Below are 18,003 nucleotides of genomic sequence, written 5' to 3' on the forward strand. Positions count from 1 at the left end.
GTTTTAGCTTAAAGCTACTTTGGCTCGCTCACTTCATAGCCAAAGTTTATACTCTTTTTCTCGCTTGCTTTTAGGCTAAATTTATACTCAGCTCTACCCTCTTTGTCTGTGCTTGCTTTGTCGTTGCTTTTTTCACTTATCTTTATGTCATCGCTTGTGCTTAATGGTATGCGCTCGGCTAAAGTTATCTCCCAAGTGCGGTTTGAGCCGTTTGTTATCTCGTAGTCCCAAGAGTTTGTAGTTGTTTTTGTGTTGCCAAAAAAGCTAGATTTACTCATCTTTTCATCAACTTTTTTGCTTACTTTTATGAGCGGATTTTTGCCTAGATATAGCACGCTTGGCGCGTTTGCTTCAAAGCCTTGCGCGAGGCTTTCACCTATATTTATGCCATCTACTTTATAGCTGGCATTTGCCGTATTTAGCCTATTTTTAGGAGTGAAATTTGCTACTAAAAAGGCATTGACATCTGCATAACCATCTATAAATATGCTAAATTTAGCTTCCACGCTTTGCCTATCGTACTCAAAGTTTTTTTTGCTCAAACGCACCGATATTTAGCCCTTCAAGCTTGTAGGTATCCGCAAGGCTTAGTTGCTCGCTTTTTGCACGAGCTTTTTCAAATTTTGCACTATCTTTTGCACTCATAGTTACAGCCATGTGAGGATGCATATCGTAGTTTATTGCACTTTCATCATAGTATCTAGGCACAAACTCATCGGGTGCTAATCTAGCGTCGTAGTTAAATGGATAAACGGCGATACTTAAGTTGTCAAGTGGTGTTGGTAGAGGGTTAAAGACGCTTATACTTTGTGAAATTTCAAGCTTTTGAGTAAGCGTGCTAGCGCGGACTTCATTTTTTAGCAAACTTGGCTCAAATAGCTCAAATTTCACATCCACACTTTTTGGCTCGCAAGCAAAATTTATAGTAAGGTTTTGATACCTTAGCTCTTGTGTTTGTTTATCTAGCTCTTTAGATAGCTCTAAAAGCCATTCTTTTAGCTCATTTTGCTTTGTTTTATCAGCTAAAATAAGCTCGTAAAATTTCTCACCACTTGCCTTTAGTGTCTCAAAATCGCTCGCTTTTGGTGCAATGCTATGCAAAAATTCGTGCTTGTCATTAAGCGCTAAAATCTCATTTTCAATCTTTGACATTTGAAGTTTTAGCTCGCTCACTTTTGCATTTTGTGTACTAAGAGGCTTACTAAGGCTCATTTTTGTCACATCGCAAGTTGAGCGCACATCTACATCATCCACTTGCACACCATCTGGTACGGCAACGATAAGCTCATCTTTTACATTATCAAAGCTTTGGTGTAAAAACTCAGCATTTTGATAAATTTCCATCAAATTTTTATCCGCATTTAGCCAGACAAACGCCGTTAGAAAAAGTAAAATTTTCTTCATTTGCTCTCCTTAAAAAGCTCAGGTCTATACTCAAAATGCATGCTGTCAAAGTGCCTCCAGCGCCCACCCCAGATAAATTTGTGTCGTTCAAATGCATGCACGACGGCTTGTGGTAAGGTATTTTTGTATTCTTTACTCCATCTCCAGTAGCTACTACCATCTACATTTATATCAATCGCAATGGCGTAGCTGTGGGTGCTTAAGCGATTTGTGCCAGCGATTGGACGCCACTTAAATGTTCCGCTGTCTTTTAAAAATTTTAGGATTTTTTCATCTTTTTTGGCTAGCTCATTTAGCTCGTCACTCACCGCTTGAAGTGCCTTAGCGGCGCCGTTTTGTATGTTAAATTTAAGCTTTTTTGCACCAAAGTCCTTTAGCCAAATGACATCGACTAAGTTTGCTTTCACGCTTGCTTCGCTATCTCCGTACAGGCTTTGAAGTAGCTCGTAGTCTCTACATCTACCAGCATCGACAAGTGGCGCATTTATGTGGCTTAGAGCGGGATATGTGGCATTTGCGTCAGCGTCATTGCACGGCTCATCTTTGATGGTTTTGGTGTTTACGCTAACTAAAGCTGGCTCTTTTGAAAAGTCATTTAATGTTGTAAGTCTGTCATCTTTTGCCAGCAAGATATTCATCGACTTTATCTTTGAAAGTAGTAACGAACCAGTTTCTACTCCAACAACATCTCGTCCTACATCAAGTGTTGTTATCGCGGTTTGACCTATAAGTGCGCGTCCATCTGTTGCGGTTTTTATCCCCCACGCGTCGTGAAATATAAGAATTTGATCATCTTTAATGCCCACATAAAGCATGATATGTCCTGGAGAGTGAAGTAGTGTCATATAGGGCACAGCTTGTTTTTTTATAACTTCTATCTTTTGTTCGTTTGTTAAAAACGAAAGCTCAACTTTTTTGCCGATGTTTGCTTGAGCTTTAGAGTTTCTAGGCAGCCAAACTCCAAATGCGCCCATCATGTCTTTAGTAAGCAAGGAGCAGTCGCGTAGATTATCCACGCCACCCCAACCATAAGGCTCATTTAAAAGCGAGCTAGCCATTATATTTATATTTGCTTGATTTAAAGCAAGTGGGAAGTGCGCTGCTTGTGTTTTGGGAATTTTGAATTTATGCTTGCCAGCTCTTGTGTAAATTTCGCCATAAAAAGTTTGTGTATCCTCACTTAAAAATGGCAGTATTGATCCAAGTCTTGCATAGAATAAAAACCAGCCACGATCGTTATAAACTGGAGTTTTATCTTTTAGCATTGTTAAAAATTTCGAGTTTTTATATGTCTGTGCCTCTGAATGTGAGATAAATCTTATATCCTCTACTTTTACCCAACCCCAAACATCATCATCTCGTACCATTGCCCATGCGCCATCCTTTGAGAGGTGTGAGACAAAAAGCGGAAAACCAATGCTTAGTGCAGAGGTTTGCAAGTAGTCAAAAGGATAGCCCTCTCCGGCATTTTGTGGGTTATAAAATAGCGGATCACTACTTGGAAGGTTGCGAAGTGCCGTATTTGCCGTGGTTATTGCGAGTGTGTTTAGCGCTAAGAAGCTCTCTTTGTTGGCGTTTTGATGAGCTTGATCAAACCACTCTTTTGTAACGGGGCGAAAATTTGAGCCATAATATGGGCGTTTTTCTCTAAATTTATATATATCAAGTGCCCAAAAGGCATCTTTTTTCTCTTTTTTACTAATTTTTGTATCAAATGTGTTAAATCTTTTTTTAAGTAACGCAGCTCCATCAAGTTGCTCGTTTATCGTGCTTTGAGGCAAATTTTTTACACTTTGTTCGCCAAGATATATAAGGCTTATGCTTGAGGTTGGTATTTGACTTAAAGTATGGTCGTTTAGTTTTTGATTTTTATCAGAACACCCTAAAAATAGAACTATAAAAAGCGGTAAAATAAGTTTTTTTTTCATGAATTTCCTTGAGATTAAAGTTATGATTTTATCTTAAAAATGTAAATTTATGACTTATTTTGGTATAATTTTGCAAAAAATAGGTCAAGTATTGCTAGAAGAAATTTTGCAAATTTTAAAAAACTCAAATCTTTTTCTAACCGGTGGCGGAGGGGTTGGCAAAAGCTACCTTACAAGCGCGGTCATAGCCCACTATAAAAGCGAGCTTAAAAATGTCATCGTGCTTGGTAGCACTGGTATAAGCGCCGTAAATATCGGCGGAGTGAGCGTACATAGCTTCTTTAAATTTGGCATTTGTAATGACTTTAATGAGCTAAAAGCTTATGATAAAAGACAAAAAGATAAGCTAAGCAAACTTAGAGCGATACTTGATAGTGCCGATCTTATCGTATTTGATGAAATTTCAATGATTAGTGCAAATATCCTTGAAATGATATATCTAAGGCTTAATAGTTCAAAATTTAAGGGTCGCTTGATGTTTGTGGGCGACTTTTATCAGCTTCCACCGGTGAAAAAAAATGAAAACCAAAATGCGCTTTTTAGCTTTAAATACGCATTTAGCTCGCATGCTTGGCAGGCTTTTAAACTCGTAAATGTTGAGCTAAAAATTTCAAAACGCACACAAGATGAGCGATTTTACACCATGCTCTCAAAGCTTCGAGTGGGCGATGTAGGCGATGATGTGATAAGATATATCTCTTCACTTTTAACGCCTAAATTTGAGCCAGATGCAAACACAAGCGTACTTTTTGGGACAAATTTTGGTGTTGATAGGTTAAATAACATAATGCTAGCGCGTCTAAATTCTCAAAATTTCACCCTAAAAGCAGAGCTAAAAATCATAGACGAAACCCTAAACCAAAAGCGCTTGCAAAGTTTTAAAAACTCGCTAAATGTCCCAGAAGCGCTTGAAGTAAAGCTTGGAGCAAAGGTGATATTTGCCACTAATAAATGGGGTAGTTATTATAACGGCGAGCGTGGCGAGATAGTCCAAGTCGTGCGTGATGGCAATGAGATAAGCGAGGTGATAGTCAAAAAAGATAATGGGGAGCTTTGTGAAGTCGGACGAAATGTCTTTGAGCTTATGGAATTTGTTATGCGCGACGGAGAGATTTGGCAAGAGACGCTTGCGACCTTCTCACAGTTTCCTTTTAAACTAGCTTACGCTCTTACCATTCACAAATCGCAGGGCATGAGTATAAAAAATTTAATGTGCGATCTAAATAACATTTTTGCAAATGGTCAGCTTTATGTCGCACTTTCGCGCGCTATTGATCCAGCTTATCTTAAGCTTTTTTATAATAAACGGCTTGACTTTAGTAGATATTTACAAAGTGTGGTTAAAATAGACGATGAAGTTCGTAAATTTTACGCAGAAAATGAGTTTAAAAACATCAAGGAGAGCTTTTGAAAAAGATATTTTTGGCTATATTTTTGGCAGTTTTTGCAAGTGCAGATGCCATTAGAGTAAATGAATTTGAAGTTGATGTTTATTCAAAAATGGCACAAGGTACTACAAAAAAGATGCGACTTAGCTTGGAGCTTATTGGCAATGATCTAAATTCCAACGAAGCTTATGTGTTAGATGCTTTAAATGTTATTATTGGAAGTTTTTATGCAGAAGATCTTCTTACTTCGCTTGGTAAGGAAAAATTTAAAGAAGCATATATAAAATATGCTGCAAAAAAGCACGGTCTAACTATCGATGATGTTTTGATAATAGCTATGAAAGTTGTCGAAAAGGTCGAGATAGAGGATATAATAAATGCTATAAAAATGCGCGATCTATGTGGCTTAAGAGCGCCGACTTCTCATAATGAAAATTCAACAAGAACAAATAAAAATAACTCAAACAATATAATCATCTCGCCAAATTTAAATGATATAAATCGCCCAATCGACCTAAACAGTATCGAAAATTTTGGCTCTGACTTTGGCGAGCCTTGATTATTGAGTGATGATGTCATAGCCTTTTGGGACATTTGGGGTTAAAAGCTCTTTTGAGATTGCCTTATCTTTGATGACATTTTTTAAGGTAACTTTTATCTTATTTTCTAACTTATCTTTGTAGTCTATGACTAAAGGTAGCCCATTTTTCATGGTGATCAGATACTCTACATCGTCATATTTCGCCTTGTAAAGATCTGGGGTTATCTTTTTTGCAGAGCTTAGAATTTGCGTTAAATTTGGTGTTGAGTCAAGCTTTGAGACGATAGCTTGCTCAAGCTCATCTTCTATCACAACAACATGTGTGTCGCTAAAATATATCTTTTTTGGTGTCGGAGATGAATATATCCAAAGCGCGGTATTATCAGCATTTGCATAAAATTTTCCAACATAGCTCACGCTAGCATCTTTGCTATTTACAACCTGTGTAAATTCACTTTGCAAGCTTTTAAAGCTAAGATCAGAACAAAATACTCCAACCACTAAAAGTGATGATAATAAAAATTTTCTCATTTTTTCTCCTTAAAATGCGCTATTTTAACTAAGTTTAATTAAATAAATAGTTAAACTATGGTACAATCAAAAGTTAAAAATTTTGTAAAAAGGTTATGAATGATCTCAACTATATTTCAGAAAATTTTTGGAACACAAAACGATAGAGAGGTTAAAAAATATTATAAAAGACTAAAAGGCGTTAATGAGCTTGAGTCAAAATATGAAAAAATGAGCGATGATGAGCTAAAAGCCGCATTTAACGCTTTAAAAGATGAAGTTAGAGCTGGAAAAAGCGAAGATGAGATGCTAAATGATGTCTTTGCTATCGTCAGAGAAGCTAGCAAAAGAACGCTTGGTATGCGTCATTTTGATGTCCAGATCATCGGTGGCATGGTACTTCACGAGGGTCGCATAGCTGAGATGAAGACAGGCGAAGGCAAAACCCTTGTGGCGACACTACCTGTTGTGTTAAATGCGATGAGTGGTAAGGGCGTGCATGTAGTAACTGTAAATGACTATCTTGCAAAGCGTGACGCGACTCAAATGGGTGTGCTTTATAACTTTCTTGGGCTTAGCGTTGATGTTGCTTTAAGCGGTCAAAATAGTGACAGTATTCGCAAAGCAGCCTATGACGCAGACATAACTTATGGAACAAATTCTGAATTTGGATTTGATTATTTGCGAGATAATATGAAATTTGATGCAAACGATAAGGTTCAGCGTGGGCATAACTTTGTCATAGTTGATGAGGTTGATAGTATATTAATTGACGAAGCAAGAACCCCACTAATCATCTCAGGACCTACTAATCGCACTCTTGATGGCTACATCAAAGCAAACGAGGTGGCTAAAAAGCTTGTGCGCGGTGAGCCAGCTGATCTAAGCGTGCCAGGCTCAAAACCTACTGGTGACTTTGTTGTGGATGAGAAAAACCGCAATATCATCATCACAGAAGAGGGTATAAATAACGCTGAGAAGCTATTTGGCGTTGAAAATTTGTATGATCTAAACAATGCTATCTTAAGCCATCATCTAGACCAAGCCCTAAAAGCTCACAATCTCTTTGAAAAAGATGTCCATTATGTCTTGCGTGGTAATGAGATAGTCATAGTTGATGAATTTACTGGGCGTTTAAGCGAGGGTAGGCGTTTTAGCGAGGGTTTGCACCAAGCACTTGAGGCAAAAGAAGGGGTGCAAATTCAAGAAGAGAGCCAAACTCTAGCTGATACAACTTATCAAAACTACTTTAGAATGTATAAAAAAATGGCAGGCATGACTGGTACAGCGCAGACCGAGGCTACTGAGTTTTCGCAAATTTATAAGCTAGAAGTCATCTCTATTCCCACAAATGTCCCTGTTAAGAGAATAGATGCAAACGACCTTATTTATAAGACAACGGCTGAAAAATTTAAAGCTGTTATAGATGAGATAAAAAAGGCAAATTCAAAAGGTCAGCCAGTTCTTGTGGGAACGGCAAGTATTGAGCGAAGTGAGATGTTGCATGAAATGCTTGTTAAGGCTGGTATCGCACACTCTGTTCTAAATGCTAAAAACCATGAAAAAGAGGCAGAGATCATCGCTGAAGCTGGCAAAAAAGGTGCGGTAACGATCGCTACAAATATGGCTGGAAGGGGTGTTGATATACGCATAGATGATGAAGTGCGTGCCCTTGGCGGACTTTATATAATCGGTACAGAGCGTCACGAAAGCCGTCGCATAGATAATCAACTCCGTGGTCGTGCTGGTCGTCAAGGCGATCCTGGTATGAGTCGCTTTTATCTTAGTTTAGAGGATAATCTCCTTAGAATTTTTGGTGCTGATCGCATAAAGGCTATCATGGATAGACTTGGTATTGATGAGGGTGAAAGTATAGAGAGTAAACTTGTTACTCGTGCGGTTGAAAATGCACAAAAAAAGGTTGAAAATTTACACTTTGAAGCTAGAAAACACCTTCTTGAATACGACGATGTGGCAAATGAGCAAAGAAAGACTATCTATAAATACCGCGATGAGCTTCTTGATAAAGAGTATGACATGAGTGAAAAGATAGCCGAAAATAGACTCGCATATGTTACAAATTTGCTTGAAAGTGTTGAGATATTTGAGGTTACTATGAAAGAGGATTTTGATCTTAAAGCTTTAGTTTCACATCTTGAGAGTGATAGCTCTGAAAGTATCGATGAGAGCGAGCTTGCGGGGCTTGATTACGATGAACTTGTGGCTAAAATTTGTGAGATTTTAGAGCAGCGTTATGCTAAAAAGATGAGTATATTAAGTGCTGAGCAAAAGAGAGAGATCGAAAAAGTGCTTTACCTGCAGGTGCTTGATGGTGCATGGAGAGAGCATTTATATCAGATGGATATACTAAAAACAGGTATCGGACTTCGTGGGTATAACCAAAAAGATCCTCTTACCGAGTATAAAAAAGAGAGTTATAACCTTTTTGTAGAGCTTGTAACTCGGTTAAAAACTGAGAGCGTAAAGATGTTAAGTCTTTTAAGGCTAAAGCCTCGTGATGAAGCACTGCAAGATGAGGCTGCTGCTATGAGATCACGCATGCAAGATGAGCAAAATGAGATGTTAAGAGCAGAGGAGCAGTTAAGTGGAAATAAAAAAATTCCACGCAATGCCCCTTGTCCATGCGGTAGCGGTAAAAAATACAAAGAGTGTCACGGCAAAAGCGGCCCTAAAAAAGGCGTTTTTGCATAAAAGTGAGTTGTAGCAAGCTTGTTTTGGTTGATCTAAATTTTGCTTAAAATTTTAGATCTTTTCTTAAGCGGGCTTGCTATTTTTTCTTTGTTTTTGTATGTTTATCTTAAATAAATTTTCAAGGATTATCTTTGCAAAGCTTGCCAAAATATCTACTTTTTAAATATTTGCGTTTTGATAAAAGTCAGCCATTTATCACGCTAAGTGCCGTGCTTGCGTTTCTTGGTGTAAGTATAGGTCTTATGGTTTTAATCGTTGCGATGGCTATTATGAATGGATTTGACAAAGAATTTGAGCGTAAGCTTTTTACTATGAACTACCCAATATCTATACTTAGCCCATTTCAAGGCTCAGTAAATGATAAGCTTGTAGATGAGCTTAAACAAAAATTTCCAGAGTTAAGCTTTAGCCCATTTATAAGTACGCAAGTCATTTTGCGTGGGGCAAATAAGCTTGAAGGTGGGCTACTTTTTGGCGTAAATTCAAAAGATGAGAAGCAGATAAATCAAGTCATAGCAGATGGGCTTGGGGAGCTTGAGTTAAATGAGTTTGAGATCCTTGTTGGCAAAGGTTTAAGCGAGGGGCTAAATTTACCAAACGGTGAAAAGACTACGGTTATTTTTACTAAGGCTGATCCAAGCGGTTTTGCACTTATCCCAAAAATGAAGCGCTTTGATGTGGTGGCAAATTTTAGCTCTGGACTTGTTGCTTATGACAAGGCTTATAGTTATACTTCAGCAAGCGCACTTAGGAAAATTTTAGAATACCCTAATGATGCTTATGATGGCATACATATCTATTCACAAAAACCATTTGATGACATAAAGCGAGTGCAAGCTGCCCTGCCTGCTGGTATGAAAGCCATAGGCTGGTGGGAGCAAAATGGAAATTTTTTCTCAGCTCTTGCGCTTGAAAAGCGAGCACTTTTTATTGTTTTAATGCTTATTATTTTGGTAGCTTCACTAAATATTATTAGCTCGCTTCTTATGACAGTTATGAACCGTCGTCAAGAGATCGCTCTTCTTTTGGCACTTGGCGCTAGTAAGAGCGAGATAAAAAAAAGCTTTTTTTATCAGGGGCTAGTTATAGGTGGAAGTGGGATAGTTTTTGGTTTGCTTCTTGGTCTTTTTGGCGTCTGGTTGCTTGGTAGTTTTAATATAATTGATCTGCCAGCAGATGTTTATGGAAGCTCAAAACTACCCATGGAGCTTTCTTTGGGGGATTTTACGATGATAGTTGTGGGGGCTATCGTGATAGTTTGCATGTCATCTTACTATCCAGCTAAAAAGTCAGCCCAAGTTGATGTTTTACAAACATTGCGAAATGAATAAATTTAAGAGGGGGTAACCCCTTAAATTTAACTCTTACTCTCGTAAAAAATAATATCAAAGTTATTTTTGCGCTTTACAAGAGCTTTTTTGCTAGGTATGATTGTATTTTTTTGTCCAAGTTGGGCCTTTAGTTCATTAATAGTAGCTTCAAATTCATCCATCTTGTCTTTTAGTTGAAGTATCACATCAACTCCAGCTAAATTTACGCCAAGATCCCTTGTTAGTCGTAGTATCATCTTTACCTTATCAACATCTCTTTGTGAGTAAAGACGCATTCGTCCATCAGTGCGTGATGGCTCGACAAGCCCCTCTCTTTCGTATTGGCGTAAGGTTTGAGGATGCACACTAAGAACTTTTGCTACGACACTTATTAGATAAAGTGGCTCATCATAATTTTGCATATTTTACTCCGGAAGTTTTTCTTTTAAAAGTTTTACAAGCTCGTCATCAAGTTCATCAATATTTGGCAGTAGCACCCTTGTTTTAAGGTATAAATCCCCATAAATCCCACTCTTTCTGTTTTGAGCACCGTAGCCTTTTAGGCGAATTTTGGTACCAGTTTTAGAGTCGGGGGAGATTTTTATTGTAACATCTTTTTTGTAAGTTTTTACATCAAATTTTCCACCAAAAAGCATAGTTTTAAGCGGTATTAACGCATCTTTTATAAGATCATCACCATCTCTTTCGTACTCATCACTATCCTCGATATTTACACTAAGTATAAGGTCGCCAGTTTGCCCCATGGAGCTCTTGCCTTTGCCTTTGACGCGTAGTTTTTCATCGTTGTTTATACCGGCTGGAATTTTTATCTTTAGACTTTCTGAATTTATATTTATCTTATGTTCTCCACCCATAATCGCAACATCAAAAGGTATACTAACTCTGGCATTTATATCAAGATTTACGCCACCAAAACCACCAAAACCTTGCTGGCTAAAGCCACCAAAGCCACCTGTTTGACTAAAACTGCCAGCTCCAAAACCACCAGAAAAGATATTGCGTAAAATTTCATTGAGATCGCCCATATTTGCAGAGCCTCTAGCAAAGTCATGGAAATTTTGCCCACCAAATATACTATCGCCGTATTGGTCGTATTGTGCGCGTTTTTTCTCATCACTTAAAATCTCATACGCTGCGTTTATCTCTTTAAATTTCTCCTCTGCACCAGCATCTTTGTTGATGTCTGGATGGTATTTTCTGGCTAGTCTACGGTATGATTTTTTTATCTCATCAGCAGAAGCCGACTTTGAAACACCTAGTGTTTCATATAAACTTTCGCTCATTTTTCACCTCTTTTTTATATGTATTGTATCATAAAACTTTAGTGTATGTCAATCAAGTTTGTATTTACTTTGCTAAAAATTGCCATTAAAAATTTATTGCGAACAATGTCTTATAATAACCAAAATTTCAAGTCTTAAGGATAAAAAATGAAAAAAATAATATATTCGTCAATATTTCTTTCAACTATGCTTGTGGCTGCAAGCGTAAATATCGAAGAGGCAAATTCTAATATTTCAAGAGTTTCACCTTTGCAAAATGGTAACGATAATGCGATCCTTTCGTATCATAACTCAATTGCCGATGCGAAAAAAACGGTTGTTAATATCTCAACCACAAAAACAAGCAAAGTAAGATCGCATGGCTTTGATGAGTTTTTAAACGATCCTATGTTTAGAGAATTTTTTGGCTTTAATTTTGGTATACCGCAAGAGCGTCAAAAAAGTAGCTCTTTAGGCTCTGGCGTTATCATTTCAAGCGATGGATACATTATTACAAATAACCATGTTGTGGAGGATAGTGATGAGATAGCAGTCGTGCTTTCAGGCAGTGATAAAGAGTACAAGGCAAAGGTTGTAGGGCTTGATCCAAAGACTGATCTAGCCGTTATTAAGATAGATGCTAAGGGGTTAAATGCGATAAAATTTGCAGACTCATCAAAGGTGCTTGAAGGTGATGTGGTTTTTGCGATAGGAAATCCATTTGGCGTTGGTTCCTCGATTACGAGAGGCATTATATCTGGGTTAAATAAAAACAACATAGGTTTAAATCAATATGAGAATTTTATCCAAACCGACGCTTCGATAAATCCTGGAAATTCGGGCGGAGCGTTGGTTGATAGTCGTGGAGCTTTGGTGGGTATAAATACAGCCATTCTTTCTCGTGGCGGAGATAGTAGCGGTATAGGTTTTGCGATACCTTCAAGTATGGTAAAGGATATTGCTCAAAGACTTATAAATGACGGTAAGATAGAGCGCGGATATCTTGGCGTAATGATAGCAAATTTGACAAATGACCAAAAAGAGCTTTATGAAAACAAAGAAGGAGCGCTTGTTAGTAGCGTAGAAAAGGGATTTGCAGCTGATGAAGCTGGTATAAAGCGCGGTGATCTTATCGTTAAGATAGATGATAAAAATATAAAAGATGCAAATGATCTTAAAAACTATATCGGATCGCTTTCACCAAATCGTGAAGTAGAGGTAACTTTTGAGCGAAATGGCAAGATGAATAAAAACAAACTAAAGCTTTCTAGCATGGATATCGGAGCAAAGGTAGCAAAGGCTGATGAAAGTGTTGTTGATGGGCTTGGAATTTCAAATTTGACTGATGACATAAAATATAAATACAAAATACCAAAAGAGACAAATGGCGTTTTAGTAACTGAGGTAAAAAGTGGCTCAAAGGCTGAAGAGTACGGCTTTGAGCGTGGTGATATTATCATGCAAGTGGCTGATGAGCTTATTGTTGATATAGATACTTTTACAAAAGTCATTAAAAAACATAAAGGCAAAAAGCTAGTTTGGGTAAATAGACGAGGCGTGGCTCAAGGACTAGTTATAAGGTAATCTCAAATATAAAGAGCCGTCTTGGCTCTTTTAAAATTTAGACATACACTCATCGTAAATTTCACTACTTTCGCATTGTATTAGCAATGTATCTGCGATTTCAAAGATAAATGAGCCAGTTGGTTTTATGTATTCATTGTTGCGTTTTATCATAATGACTAGCAAAGTTGTTGGTAAATTTATCTCTGCTAGGCTTTTGCCCACAAGAGTTGAGTTTGGCTGTATGCAAAACTGCTTGAGGGCGTATGTGAGTATCGGCGAGCTACTAAGGGGTGGCTGTTTTGTTTCTTCTTCAAGAACGACATCAAATTTTCTTGCAGCATATGGGATACTTGCGCCTTGAAGACAAATGGAGATTAAGACCATGAAAAATATAATATTAAATATCATATTTGCATGCTCTAATCCGCCACCATATGTATAGGTTGCAAGCACGATAGGAACTACCCCTCTAAGACCAACCCAAGAGATAAAAAGTTTATCTTTAAGCCCAAATCTTGAATATGCTAGCGATACAAAAACGCCTATAGGTCTAGCAACAAAGATGAGCCATAGGGCTAGTAAAAATGCCATTAGTGCTATGCTAGGAAGCTCAGAAGGTGTTACTAAAAGTCCAAGTGTTAAAAATACAACAAGCTGCATAGCCCATGCTATACCATCGTGAAAGCCAATCAAGTTTTTCTTATGCACAAACTCTTTTTTGTTTATGAAAATTCCAGCCATATAAACAGCTAAATACCCATTACCTCCTAATTTTGCACAAACTGTATATAAAAGCAGTATCCAAGCAACCGAAAAAACTGGGTAAAGTCCAGAAATTTTAAGCTTTATCTTGTTAAATATGCTAGGTAATAATATACCAAAGATATAGCCTAAAACTGCCCCTATGCCAAACTGTTTAAAAAATGTTAGCGCTATATCATTGCCTGTTGGAAGTTGAGATAATGAGATGATTTGTATCAAGGTTAAGGTCAAAAATATCGCCATTGGGTCGTTTGAACCAGACTCAAGCTCTAAAAGCGGACCGATATTGTTTTTTAAAGAGAGATTATTTGCTTTTAATACTGCAAAAACTGCTGCTGCATCCGTTGATGAGATGATGGCGCAAAGCAAAAATGCTTCAAGCCAGTTATATCCAAGTAAAAATTTAGCCACTGGTAGTAAGGCTAGGGCAGTTAGTATAACACCAGCAGTTGCTAATATAATGCCTCTTGAAAAAACTGGTTTTATAGAGCTAAAAACCGTGTCAAGCCCGCCCGCATAAAGTATAAAGATAAGCGCTAGCATGCCTACATTTTGTGTCATACTTTGATCATCAAAGCTTACACCTAAAAGCCCATCTGAGCCAGCAAGCATACCAACGCCAAGAAAGACAAGCAGTGAAGGTATGCCAAGTCTATCGGTAAATTTGCTAGCTAATATCGAAGTTATAAGTAAGATCGCAAAAAATAAAAGTAAATTTTCCAAAATTTAACCTAAAAAATTAAAAAAACTCATCATTTGTAGTCGCATCAAGGTCGGTTGTTCTTAGGCATTCTAGCAAGACACCGTAATTATCTTTTATCTCATCTTGAAATTTTTCAAGCAAGACCTTTGAACTGCTGCCATCGTGAGGGTAATTGACTACAATATCAAGTGGTTTTTCATTTAAAAATTCTTGAATACCTTCTAAAAGTTTAAGAGCTCCGTTTTTGTTTGTCGCAAAAAGCAAGGCAACAAAGTGGTTTTTTTCTTGCACAACAGCATCGGTATTTCTTAAAATTTTTTCTATTATCCACTCATAGCCAGTGTTTGTTTCTGGGATCTGAAAGTATATAAGAGAGAGCTCTTTGGCGTCTTTTGTATGGTTGTAATAGCGCTTCATGACTGAAATTTCAAGATCAATAAGTGACGATAAATTTTGTGGCAAAAAGTGTTTTGCAGCCATTTTTGTCCCTTTTTTATGTAAATTTTACTTTGAAATTATACCACACAAATTATCAAAAATAAATATATTCATTTCATTTTTATATTCATAGCTTAGTTTCATACCGTGTGCGCTTAGGATATTGCTTACTATATATAGCCCAAGACCAAAACTTTTTTGTGTATTTTGACCTTTGATAAAGGGTTGGATATAAAACTCAAGCGTTTCTTTTAGCGGTTCGCCACGACTCATAAATTTAATATTATCAGGTGTGGTTAAAACATTTACATGTTTGTCAATTGAGTATTTTAGACCGTTATCTAGCATATTTTTAATGGCTATGCTAAAAAGCTTAAACTCAACATTTAGCTTTAAATTCTCAACTCTGTTTAGTCCAACTTGACTAGGTTCTATCATCGCTAGATCAATAGCTTCATCTATGATGTCATCTAAAAAACAAGTTGTTTTGTTGCTAAGTTCTATCTTTGATGTGGTCTGCTCAATCGCTGCAAGTTCATTTATCAAATTTTCTAGTTTATTAAAAACGCTGATAAATCTATCTTTGCTCTTTCCCTCATCCATCATCTCAGCAACCAAACGACCTTTTGTGATAGGTGTTTTTAGCTCATGCATGATGTTTCGCAAGAAAAGATGGCGTGAGTCATTTAGTGTTTTTATCTGTAAGACAGCATCATAAAAAGCCTGAGAAACATCGGAAATTTCGTCATTTCCACGGCTTACATTTACTACGCCATCTATATCGCCATTTGCAAATTTTGTTATTTGGCGTTTTAGTTTTCTAAGTGGTTTTAGCTTATAAATAACAAAAATATATGCAACGAGTAAGATAATGCCAACTATGCCAAAAACAACCTTTATAACCTCATAGCGATATGGCTGAAACTCAGTATCCATAAGTAGTTTAATGTTGTCGATGTGGCGAATTTTAAGATAGTGATGTCTTTTAAAAAGTAGTATAGCACTTGAACCTATATCATCAGAAATTTCTTCTAAAACTTGGGCTTTTTCGAGTACTTCTGCTTTTAAGACTTGGTCTTTTATCTCTGGCATGTTTATGTTTTTAAGTGAATCTTTAAATTTCTCCTCGTTTATTATCCCGCTCATATAAAAAAGATGTGCTTGCGCGACATTTGAGTATTTGTTGTTTAGCTCTTTTGAGTAGTTTTGCTTATCATATCCCATAAGCCACAAAAACGCCAGACATATAGAGATAAGCGCAAGCGAAAAGATAAAGGTGATCGTTATAAAAATAGATGAGCGCTGCATTATAAAACCAGCTTATAGCCGATACCTCGTATAGCGTGTATATAGCGAGGCTCTTTTGGGTTTTCGCCAAGTTTTGTGCGTATGCGACCTATCATCACATCTATACTTTTACTAGTGCTGTCTTCGTTTAAGCTTTCGCAGTTATAGATAAGCTCTTCACGACTTACTGCACCACCCTGCTTTGTGATAAGATATCGCAGTATGTCGTATTCGGCTATCGTTAATGAGAGTGGAGTGCCTTTAAATAAAATTTCATGCTCAAAATCTTTTAAGACTATGTCTTTATTTGTATCTATATGCTCTTTTTGTATTGAGTTTGCCATATTTTGCTGGCGGCGCAGATGGCTTTTTATGCGAGCTAGAAGCTCTTGAGGATTATAGGGCTTTGGCAGATAGTCATCCGCTCCGTTATCTAGTGCCTTAACTTTGTCTGTTATGTCGTGGCGAGCGCTTGAGATGATGATGGGAACATTGTGGTTTTTACGAATTTCTGTACAAACCTCAAGCCCATCAATGCTAGGCAAAGTAAGGTCAAGTATGACTAGGTCAAAGCTTTGTGTATTTAGCGTAGAAAGCCCAAGATAAGGCTCATCTACCACTGTTACTTTCATCTCGTTTGCCTCTAAAAACTCACTTAAAATTTCAGCCAGCTCAAGGTCATCTTCTATCATTAAAATTTTTGTCATATTTTCTCCATTTTTTTTAAAATTATAACGATAAAAATTTATTATAAGGTTAAAAAGGGGGATGAGCTCCTTATTTTAGATGGCGCTAAGCGCTTGATCTAGGTCATTTATAAGATCATTGGCATCCTCTAGCCCTACACTTAGCCTAATAACACCAGAGCCTATACCAATAGCATTTAGCTCATCTTCACTTAATTGAAAGTGTGTAGTGCTTGCTGGATGAGTGATGAGCGACTTGCTATCTCCGATATTTACAACGATACTAAAAATTTTAGTTGAGTTTATAATCTTTGTAGCAAATTCTCTATCCCCAACATCAAAACTAAGAAGTCCGCTAGCGCCATTTTCTAGGTAAGTTTTTGCTCTTTCGTTGTATTTGTTGCCATTTAAAAGTGGATAATTAACACTTTTAACCTTTGGGTGCGAAGCTAAAAATTCAGCTACTTTTAGTGTATTTTCACAGTGTTTTTTCATCCTTAAATTTAGCGTTTCAAGCCCTTGTATAAGCAAAAATGCATTCATTGGAGCTAGCGTAGCGCCCAAATCTCTTAATAAGGAAAGTCTTGCTCTTAGTATATATATATCAAAATCATCTGGTAGTTTTGCATAAATAAGACCGTGGTAACTCTCGTCTGGTTCGTTGTAAAACGCATAGCGAGCATTATCTCTAAGCAGGTCATTTAGCTCATAAGATACACTTATAAGACCACCAAGTGCCGAACCCTGACCGCCAATGTATTTAGTGGCGCTATGCACTGAAACATCTATACCATGCTTAAACGGCTTAAATAACACTGGAGTTGCCACGGTATTATCTACTATCGTTACTATGCGGTGTTTTTTGGCGATCTTTACGATCTCATCTATGTTTGGTATGACGATTTGCGGGTTTGAAAGGCTTTCAAAAAATATGGCTTTTGTCTTTTCGTCTATTAAATTTTCTATCTCACTTGGATTATCTGGGTCAAAAATCCTAGCTACAACACCAAAACGCTTCATCGTGCGAGTAAGCAAGGCTGAGGCGTAAATTTTGTTTGAGACGATTATGTTGTCACCACATTCGGCTAAATTTATGATGGAGTAAAATATCGCCGCCATACCACTGCTTGTGCTTATAGCTGCGCGTCCGCCCTCAAAAGCGGCAAACCTAGCTTCAAGTACATCAAGAGTTGGATTTGTTAAGCGCGAGTATATCGGTCCAAGCTCTTTTAAAGCAAAGCGATTTGCTGCAGTTTGTGTGTTGCCAAAGTCAAAAGCTGTGCTCATATAAAGTGGCGCACACATTGCTCCTGCTGCGGTTTTGGTATCATATCCAGCATGTGTTGCTATGGTTTCTAGGTTCATTCTTGCCTCCAAAGATTTTGTTTTAAATTGTATAAAAATTTTTTAAAAAATTGCGTAAATTTAAAGTAAGCTATCAAATTTTGGATAAAAGTGTGTAAAATCGTCATTTCAGCAATAAAT

The 18,003-nt window shown here is 37.3% G+C and carries 16 protein-coding genes; 5 read left to right on the plus strand and 11 right to left on the minus strand.

From position 1 onward, the window contains the following. Positions 1–14: 14 nt before the first annotated feature. From U5B17_RS02010 to U5B17_RS02020, 3 genes are read right to left on the minus strand one after another with little or no spacing between them, the layout of a single operon-like run. Positions 15–542: a DUF4139 domain-containing protein gene (locus tag U5B17_RS02010; RefSeq protein ID WP_430803688.1), complete on the minus strand. Its 528-nt coding sequence runs from the start codon at positions 540–542 to the stop codon at positions 15–17. Further along, positions 523–1,404 (minus strand): hypothetical protein, encoded by an 882-nt coding sequence (locus U5B17_RS02015; protein WP_430803689.1) that lies wholly within the window; start codon positions 1,402–1,404, stop codon positions 523–525. The genes U5B17_RS02010 and U5B17_RS02015 overlap by 20 nt, the downstream gene beginning before the upstream one ends. After that, complete coding sequence (locus U5B17_RS02020; RefSeq protein WP_430803690.1) at positions 1,401–3,332, minus strand: SH3 domain-containing protein; 1,932 nt, start codon at positions 3,330–3,332, stop codon at positions 1,401–1,403. The genes U5B17_RS02015 and U5B17_RS02020 overlap by 4 nt, the downstream gene beginning before the upstream one ends. A gap of 70 nt (positions 3,333–3,402) precedes the next feature. On the opposite strand from U5B17_RS02020, the gene U5B17_RS02025 reads away from it, so the two are divergent. After that, on the plus strand, positions 3,403–4,743 hold the full coding sequence (locus U5B17_RS02025; RefSeq protein ID WP_430803691.1) for an ATP-dependent DNA helicase: 1,341 nt from the start codon (positions 3,403–3,405) through the stop codon (positions 4,741–4,743). Beyond that, on the plus strand, positions 4,740–5,279 hold the full coding sequence (locus U5B17_RS02030; RefSeq protein WP_430803692.1) for a hypothetical protein: 540 nt from the start codon (positions 4,740–4,742) through the stop codon (positions 5,277–5,279). Before U5B17_RS02025 ends, U5B17_RS02030 begins: the two co-directional genes overlap by 4 nt. Here U5B17_RS02030 and lolA read toward each other — a convergent pair whose 3' ends face one another. Next, on the minus strand, positions 5,280–5,792 hold the full coding sequence (gene lolA, locus U5B17_RS02035) for a LolA-like outer membrane lipoprotein chaperone (protein WP_430803693.1): 513 nt from the start codon (positions 5,790–5,792) through the stop codon (positions 5,280–5,282). 99 nt (positions 5,793–5,891) lie between these two features. On the opposite strand from lolA, the gene secA reads away from it, so the two are divergent. Together secA and U5B17_RS02045 are read left to right on the plus strand one after the other, a co-directional pair. Further along, positions 5,892–8,483 (plus strand): preprotein translocase subunit SecA, encoded by a 2,592-nt coding sequence (secA, locus tag U5B17_RS02040; RefSeq protein ID WP_430803694.1) that lies wholly within the window; start codon positions 5,892–5,894, stop codon positions 8,481–8,483. 131 nt (positions 8,484–8,614) lie between these two features. After that, on the plus strand, positions 8,615–9,814 hold the full coding sequence (locus U5B17_RS02045; RefSeq protein ID WP_430803695.1) for an ABC transporter permease: 1,200 nt from the start codon (positions 8,615–8,617) through the stop codon (positions 9,812–9,814). Positions 9,815–9,840: 26 nt separating this feature from the next. Here U5B17_RS02045 and U5B17_RS02050 read toward each other — a convergent pair whose 3' ends face one another. Further along, a complete protein-coding gene (locus tag U5B17_RS02050) occupies positions 9,841–10,215 on the minus strand; it encodes a heat shock protein transcriptional repressor HspR (protein ID WP_430803696.1) in 375 nt (124 codons plus the stop codon). 3 nt (positions 10,216–10,218) lie between these two features. Further along, the gene (locus U5B17_RS02055; RefSeq protein ID WP_430803697.1) at positions 10,219–11,097 is read right to left on the minus strand and encodes a DnaJ C-terminal domain-containing protein; all 879 of its coding nucleotides are present in this window, start codon (positions 11,095–11,097) and stop codon (positions 10,219–10,221) included. A gap of 147 nt (positions 11,098–11,244) precedes the next feature. Here U5B17_RS02055 and U5B17_RS02060 point away from each other — a divergent pair, with 147 nt between their 5' ends. Next, the gene (locus U5B17_RS02060) at positions 11,245–12,660 is read left to right on the plus strand and encodes a Do family serine endopeptidase (protein WP_430803698.1); all 1,416 of its coding nucleotides are present in this window, start codon (positions 11,245–11,247) and stop codon (positions 12,658–12,660) included. 30 nt (positions 12,661–12,690) lie between these two features. On the opposite strand, the gene U5B17_RS02065 is transcribed toward U5B17_RS02060, so the two are convergent. From U5B17_RS02065 to U5B17_RS02085, 5 genes are all read right to left on the minus strand, one after another. Further along, the gene (locus U5B17_RS02065; RefSeq protein ID WP_430803699.1) at positions 12,691–14,127 is read right to left on the minus strand and encodes a potassium/proton antiporter; all 1,437 of its coding nucleotides are present in this window, start codon (positions 14,125–14,127) and stop codon (positions 12,691–12,693) included. A gap of 16 nt (positions 14,128–14,143) precedes the next feature. Further along, entirely contained in the window at positions 14,144–14,587 is a 444-nt protein-coding gene (locus tag U5B17_RS02070) for a pyridoxal-5'-phosphate-dependent protein (RefSeq protein WP_430803700.1), read from the minus strand. A 24-nt stretch (positions 14,588–14,611) separates the two neighbouring features. Continuing rightward, positions 14,612–15,853 (minus strand): ArsS family sensor histidine kinase, encoded by a 1,242-nt coding sequence (locus U5B17_RS02075; RefSeq protein ID WP_430803701.1) that lies wholly within the window; start codon positions 15,851–15,853, stop codon positions 14,612–14,614. Next, positions 15,853–16,539, minus strand: a complete 687-nt coding sequence (locus U5B17_RS02080; protein WP_430803702.1) for a response regulator transcription factor — start codon at positions 16,537–16,539, stop codon at positions 15,853–15,855. Before U5B17_RS02080 ends, U5B17_RS02075 begins: the two co-directional genes overlap by 1 nt. Positions 16,540–16,614: 75 nt before the next feature. After that, positions 16,615–17,883 (minus strand): O-acetylhomoserine aminocarboxypropyltransferase/cysteine synthase family protein, encoded by a 1,269-nt coding sequence (locus tag U5B17_RS02085; RefSeq protein WP_430803703.1) that lies wholly within the window; start codon positions 17,881–17,883, stop codon positions 16,615–16,617. Between the last annotated feature and the right edge of the window lie 120 nt (positions 17,884–18,003).

This window comes from Campylobacter australis, assembly GCF_050586305.1.
GTDB lineage: Bacteria > Campylobacterota > Campylobacteria > Campylobacterales > Campylobacteraceae > Campylobacter_A.

Bases quoted from the DNA above. Each gene is read 5' to 3' on its own strand.
- secA (WP_430803694.1), top strand. From the start codon at position 5,892: ATGATCTCAACTATATTTCAGAAAATTTTTGGAACACAAAACGATAGA.
- U5B17_RS02085 (WP_430803703.1), bottom strand. From the start codon at position 17,883: ATGAACCTAGAAACCATAGCAACACATGCTGGATATGATACCAAAACC.
- U5B17_RS02075 (WP_430803701.1), bottom strand. From the start codon at position 15,853: ATGCAGCGCTCATCTATTTTTATAACGATCACCTTTATCTTTTCGCTT.
- U5B17_RS02050 (WP_430803696.1), bottom strand. From the start codon at position 10,215: ATGCAAAATTATGATGAGCCACTTTATCTAATAAGTGTCGTAGCAAAA.
- U5B17_RS02020 (WP_430803690.1), bottom strand. From the start codon at position 3,332: ATGAAAAAAAAACTTATTTTACCGCTTTTTATAGTTCTATTTTTAGGG.
- U5B17_RS02060 (WP_430803698.1), top strand. From the start codon at position 11,245: ATGAAAAAAATAATATATTCGTCAATATTTCTTTCAACTATGCTTGTG.
- lolA (WP_430803693.1), bottom strand. From the start codon at position 5,792: ATGAGAAAATTTTTATTATCATCACTTTTAGTGGTTGGAGTATTTTGT.
- U5B17_RS02055 (WP_430803697.1), bottom strand. From the start codon at position 11,097: ATGAGCGAAAGTTTATATGAAACACTAGGTGTTTCAAAGTCGGCTTCT.
- U5B17_RS02080 (WP_430803702.1), bottom strand. From the start codon at position 16,539: ATGACAAAAATTTTAATGATAGAAGATGACCTTGAGCTGGCTGAAATT.
- U5B17_RS02015 (WP_430803689.1), bottom strand. From the start codon at position 1,404: ATGAAGAAAATTTTACTTTTTCTAACGGCGTTTGTCTGGCTAAATGCG.
- U5B17_RS02070 (WP_430803700.1), bottom strand. From the start codon at position 14,587: ATGGCTGCAAAACACTTTTTGCCACAAAATTTATCGTCACTTATTGAT.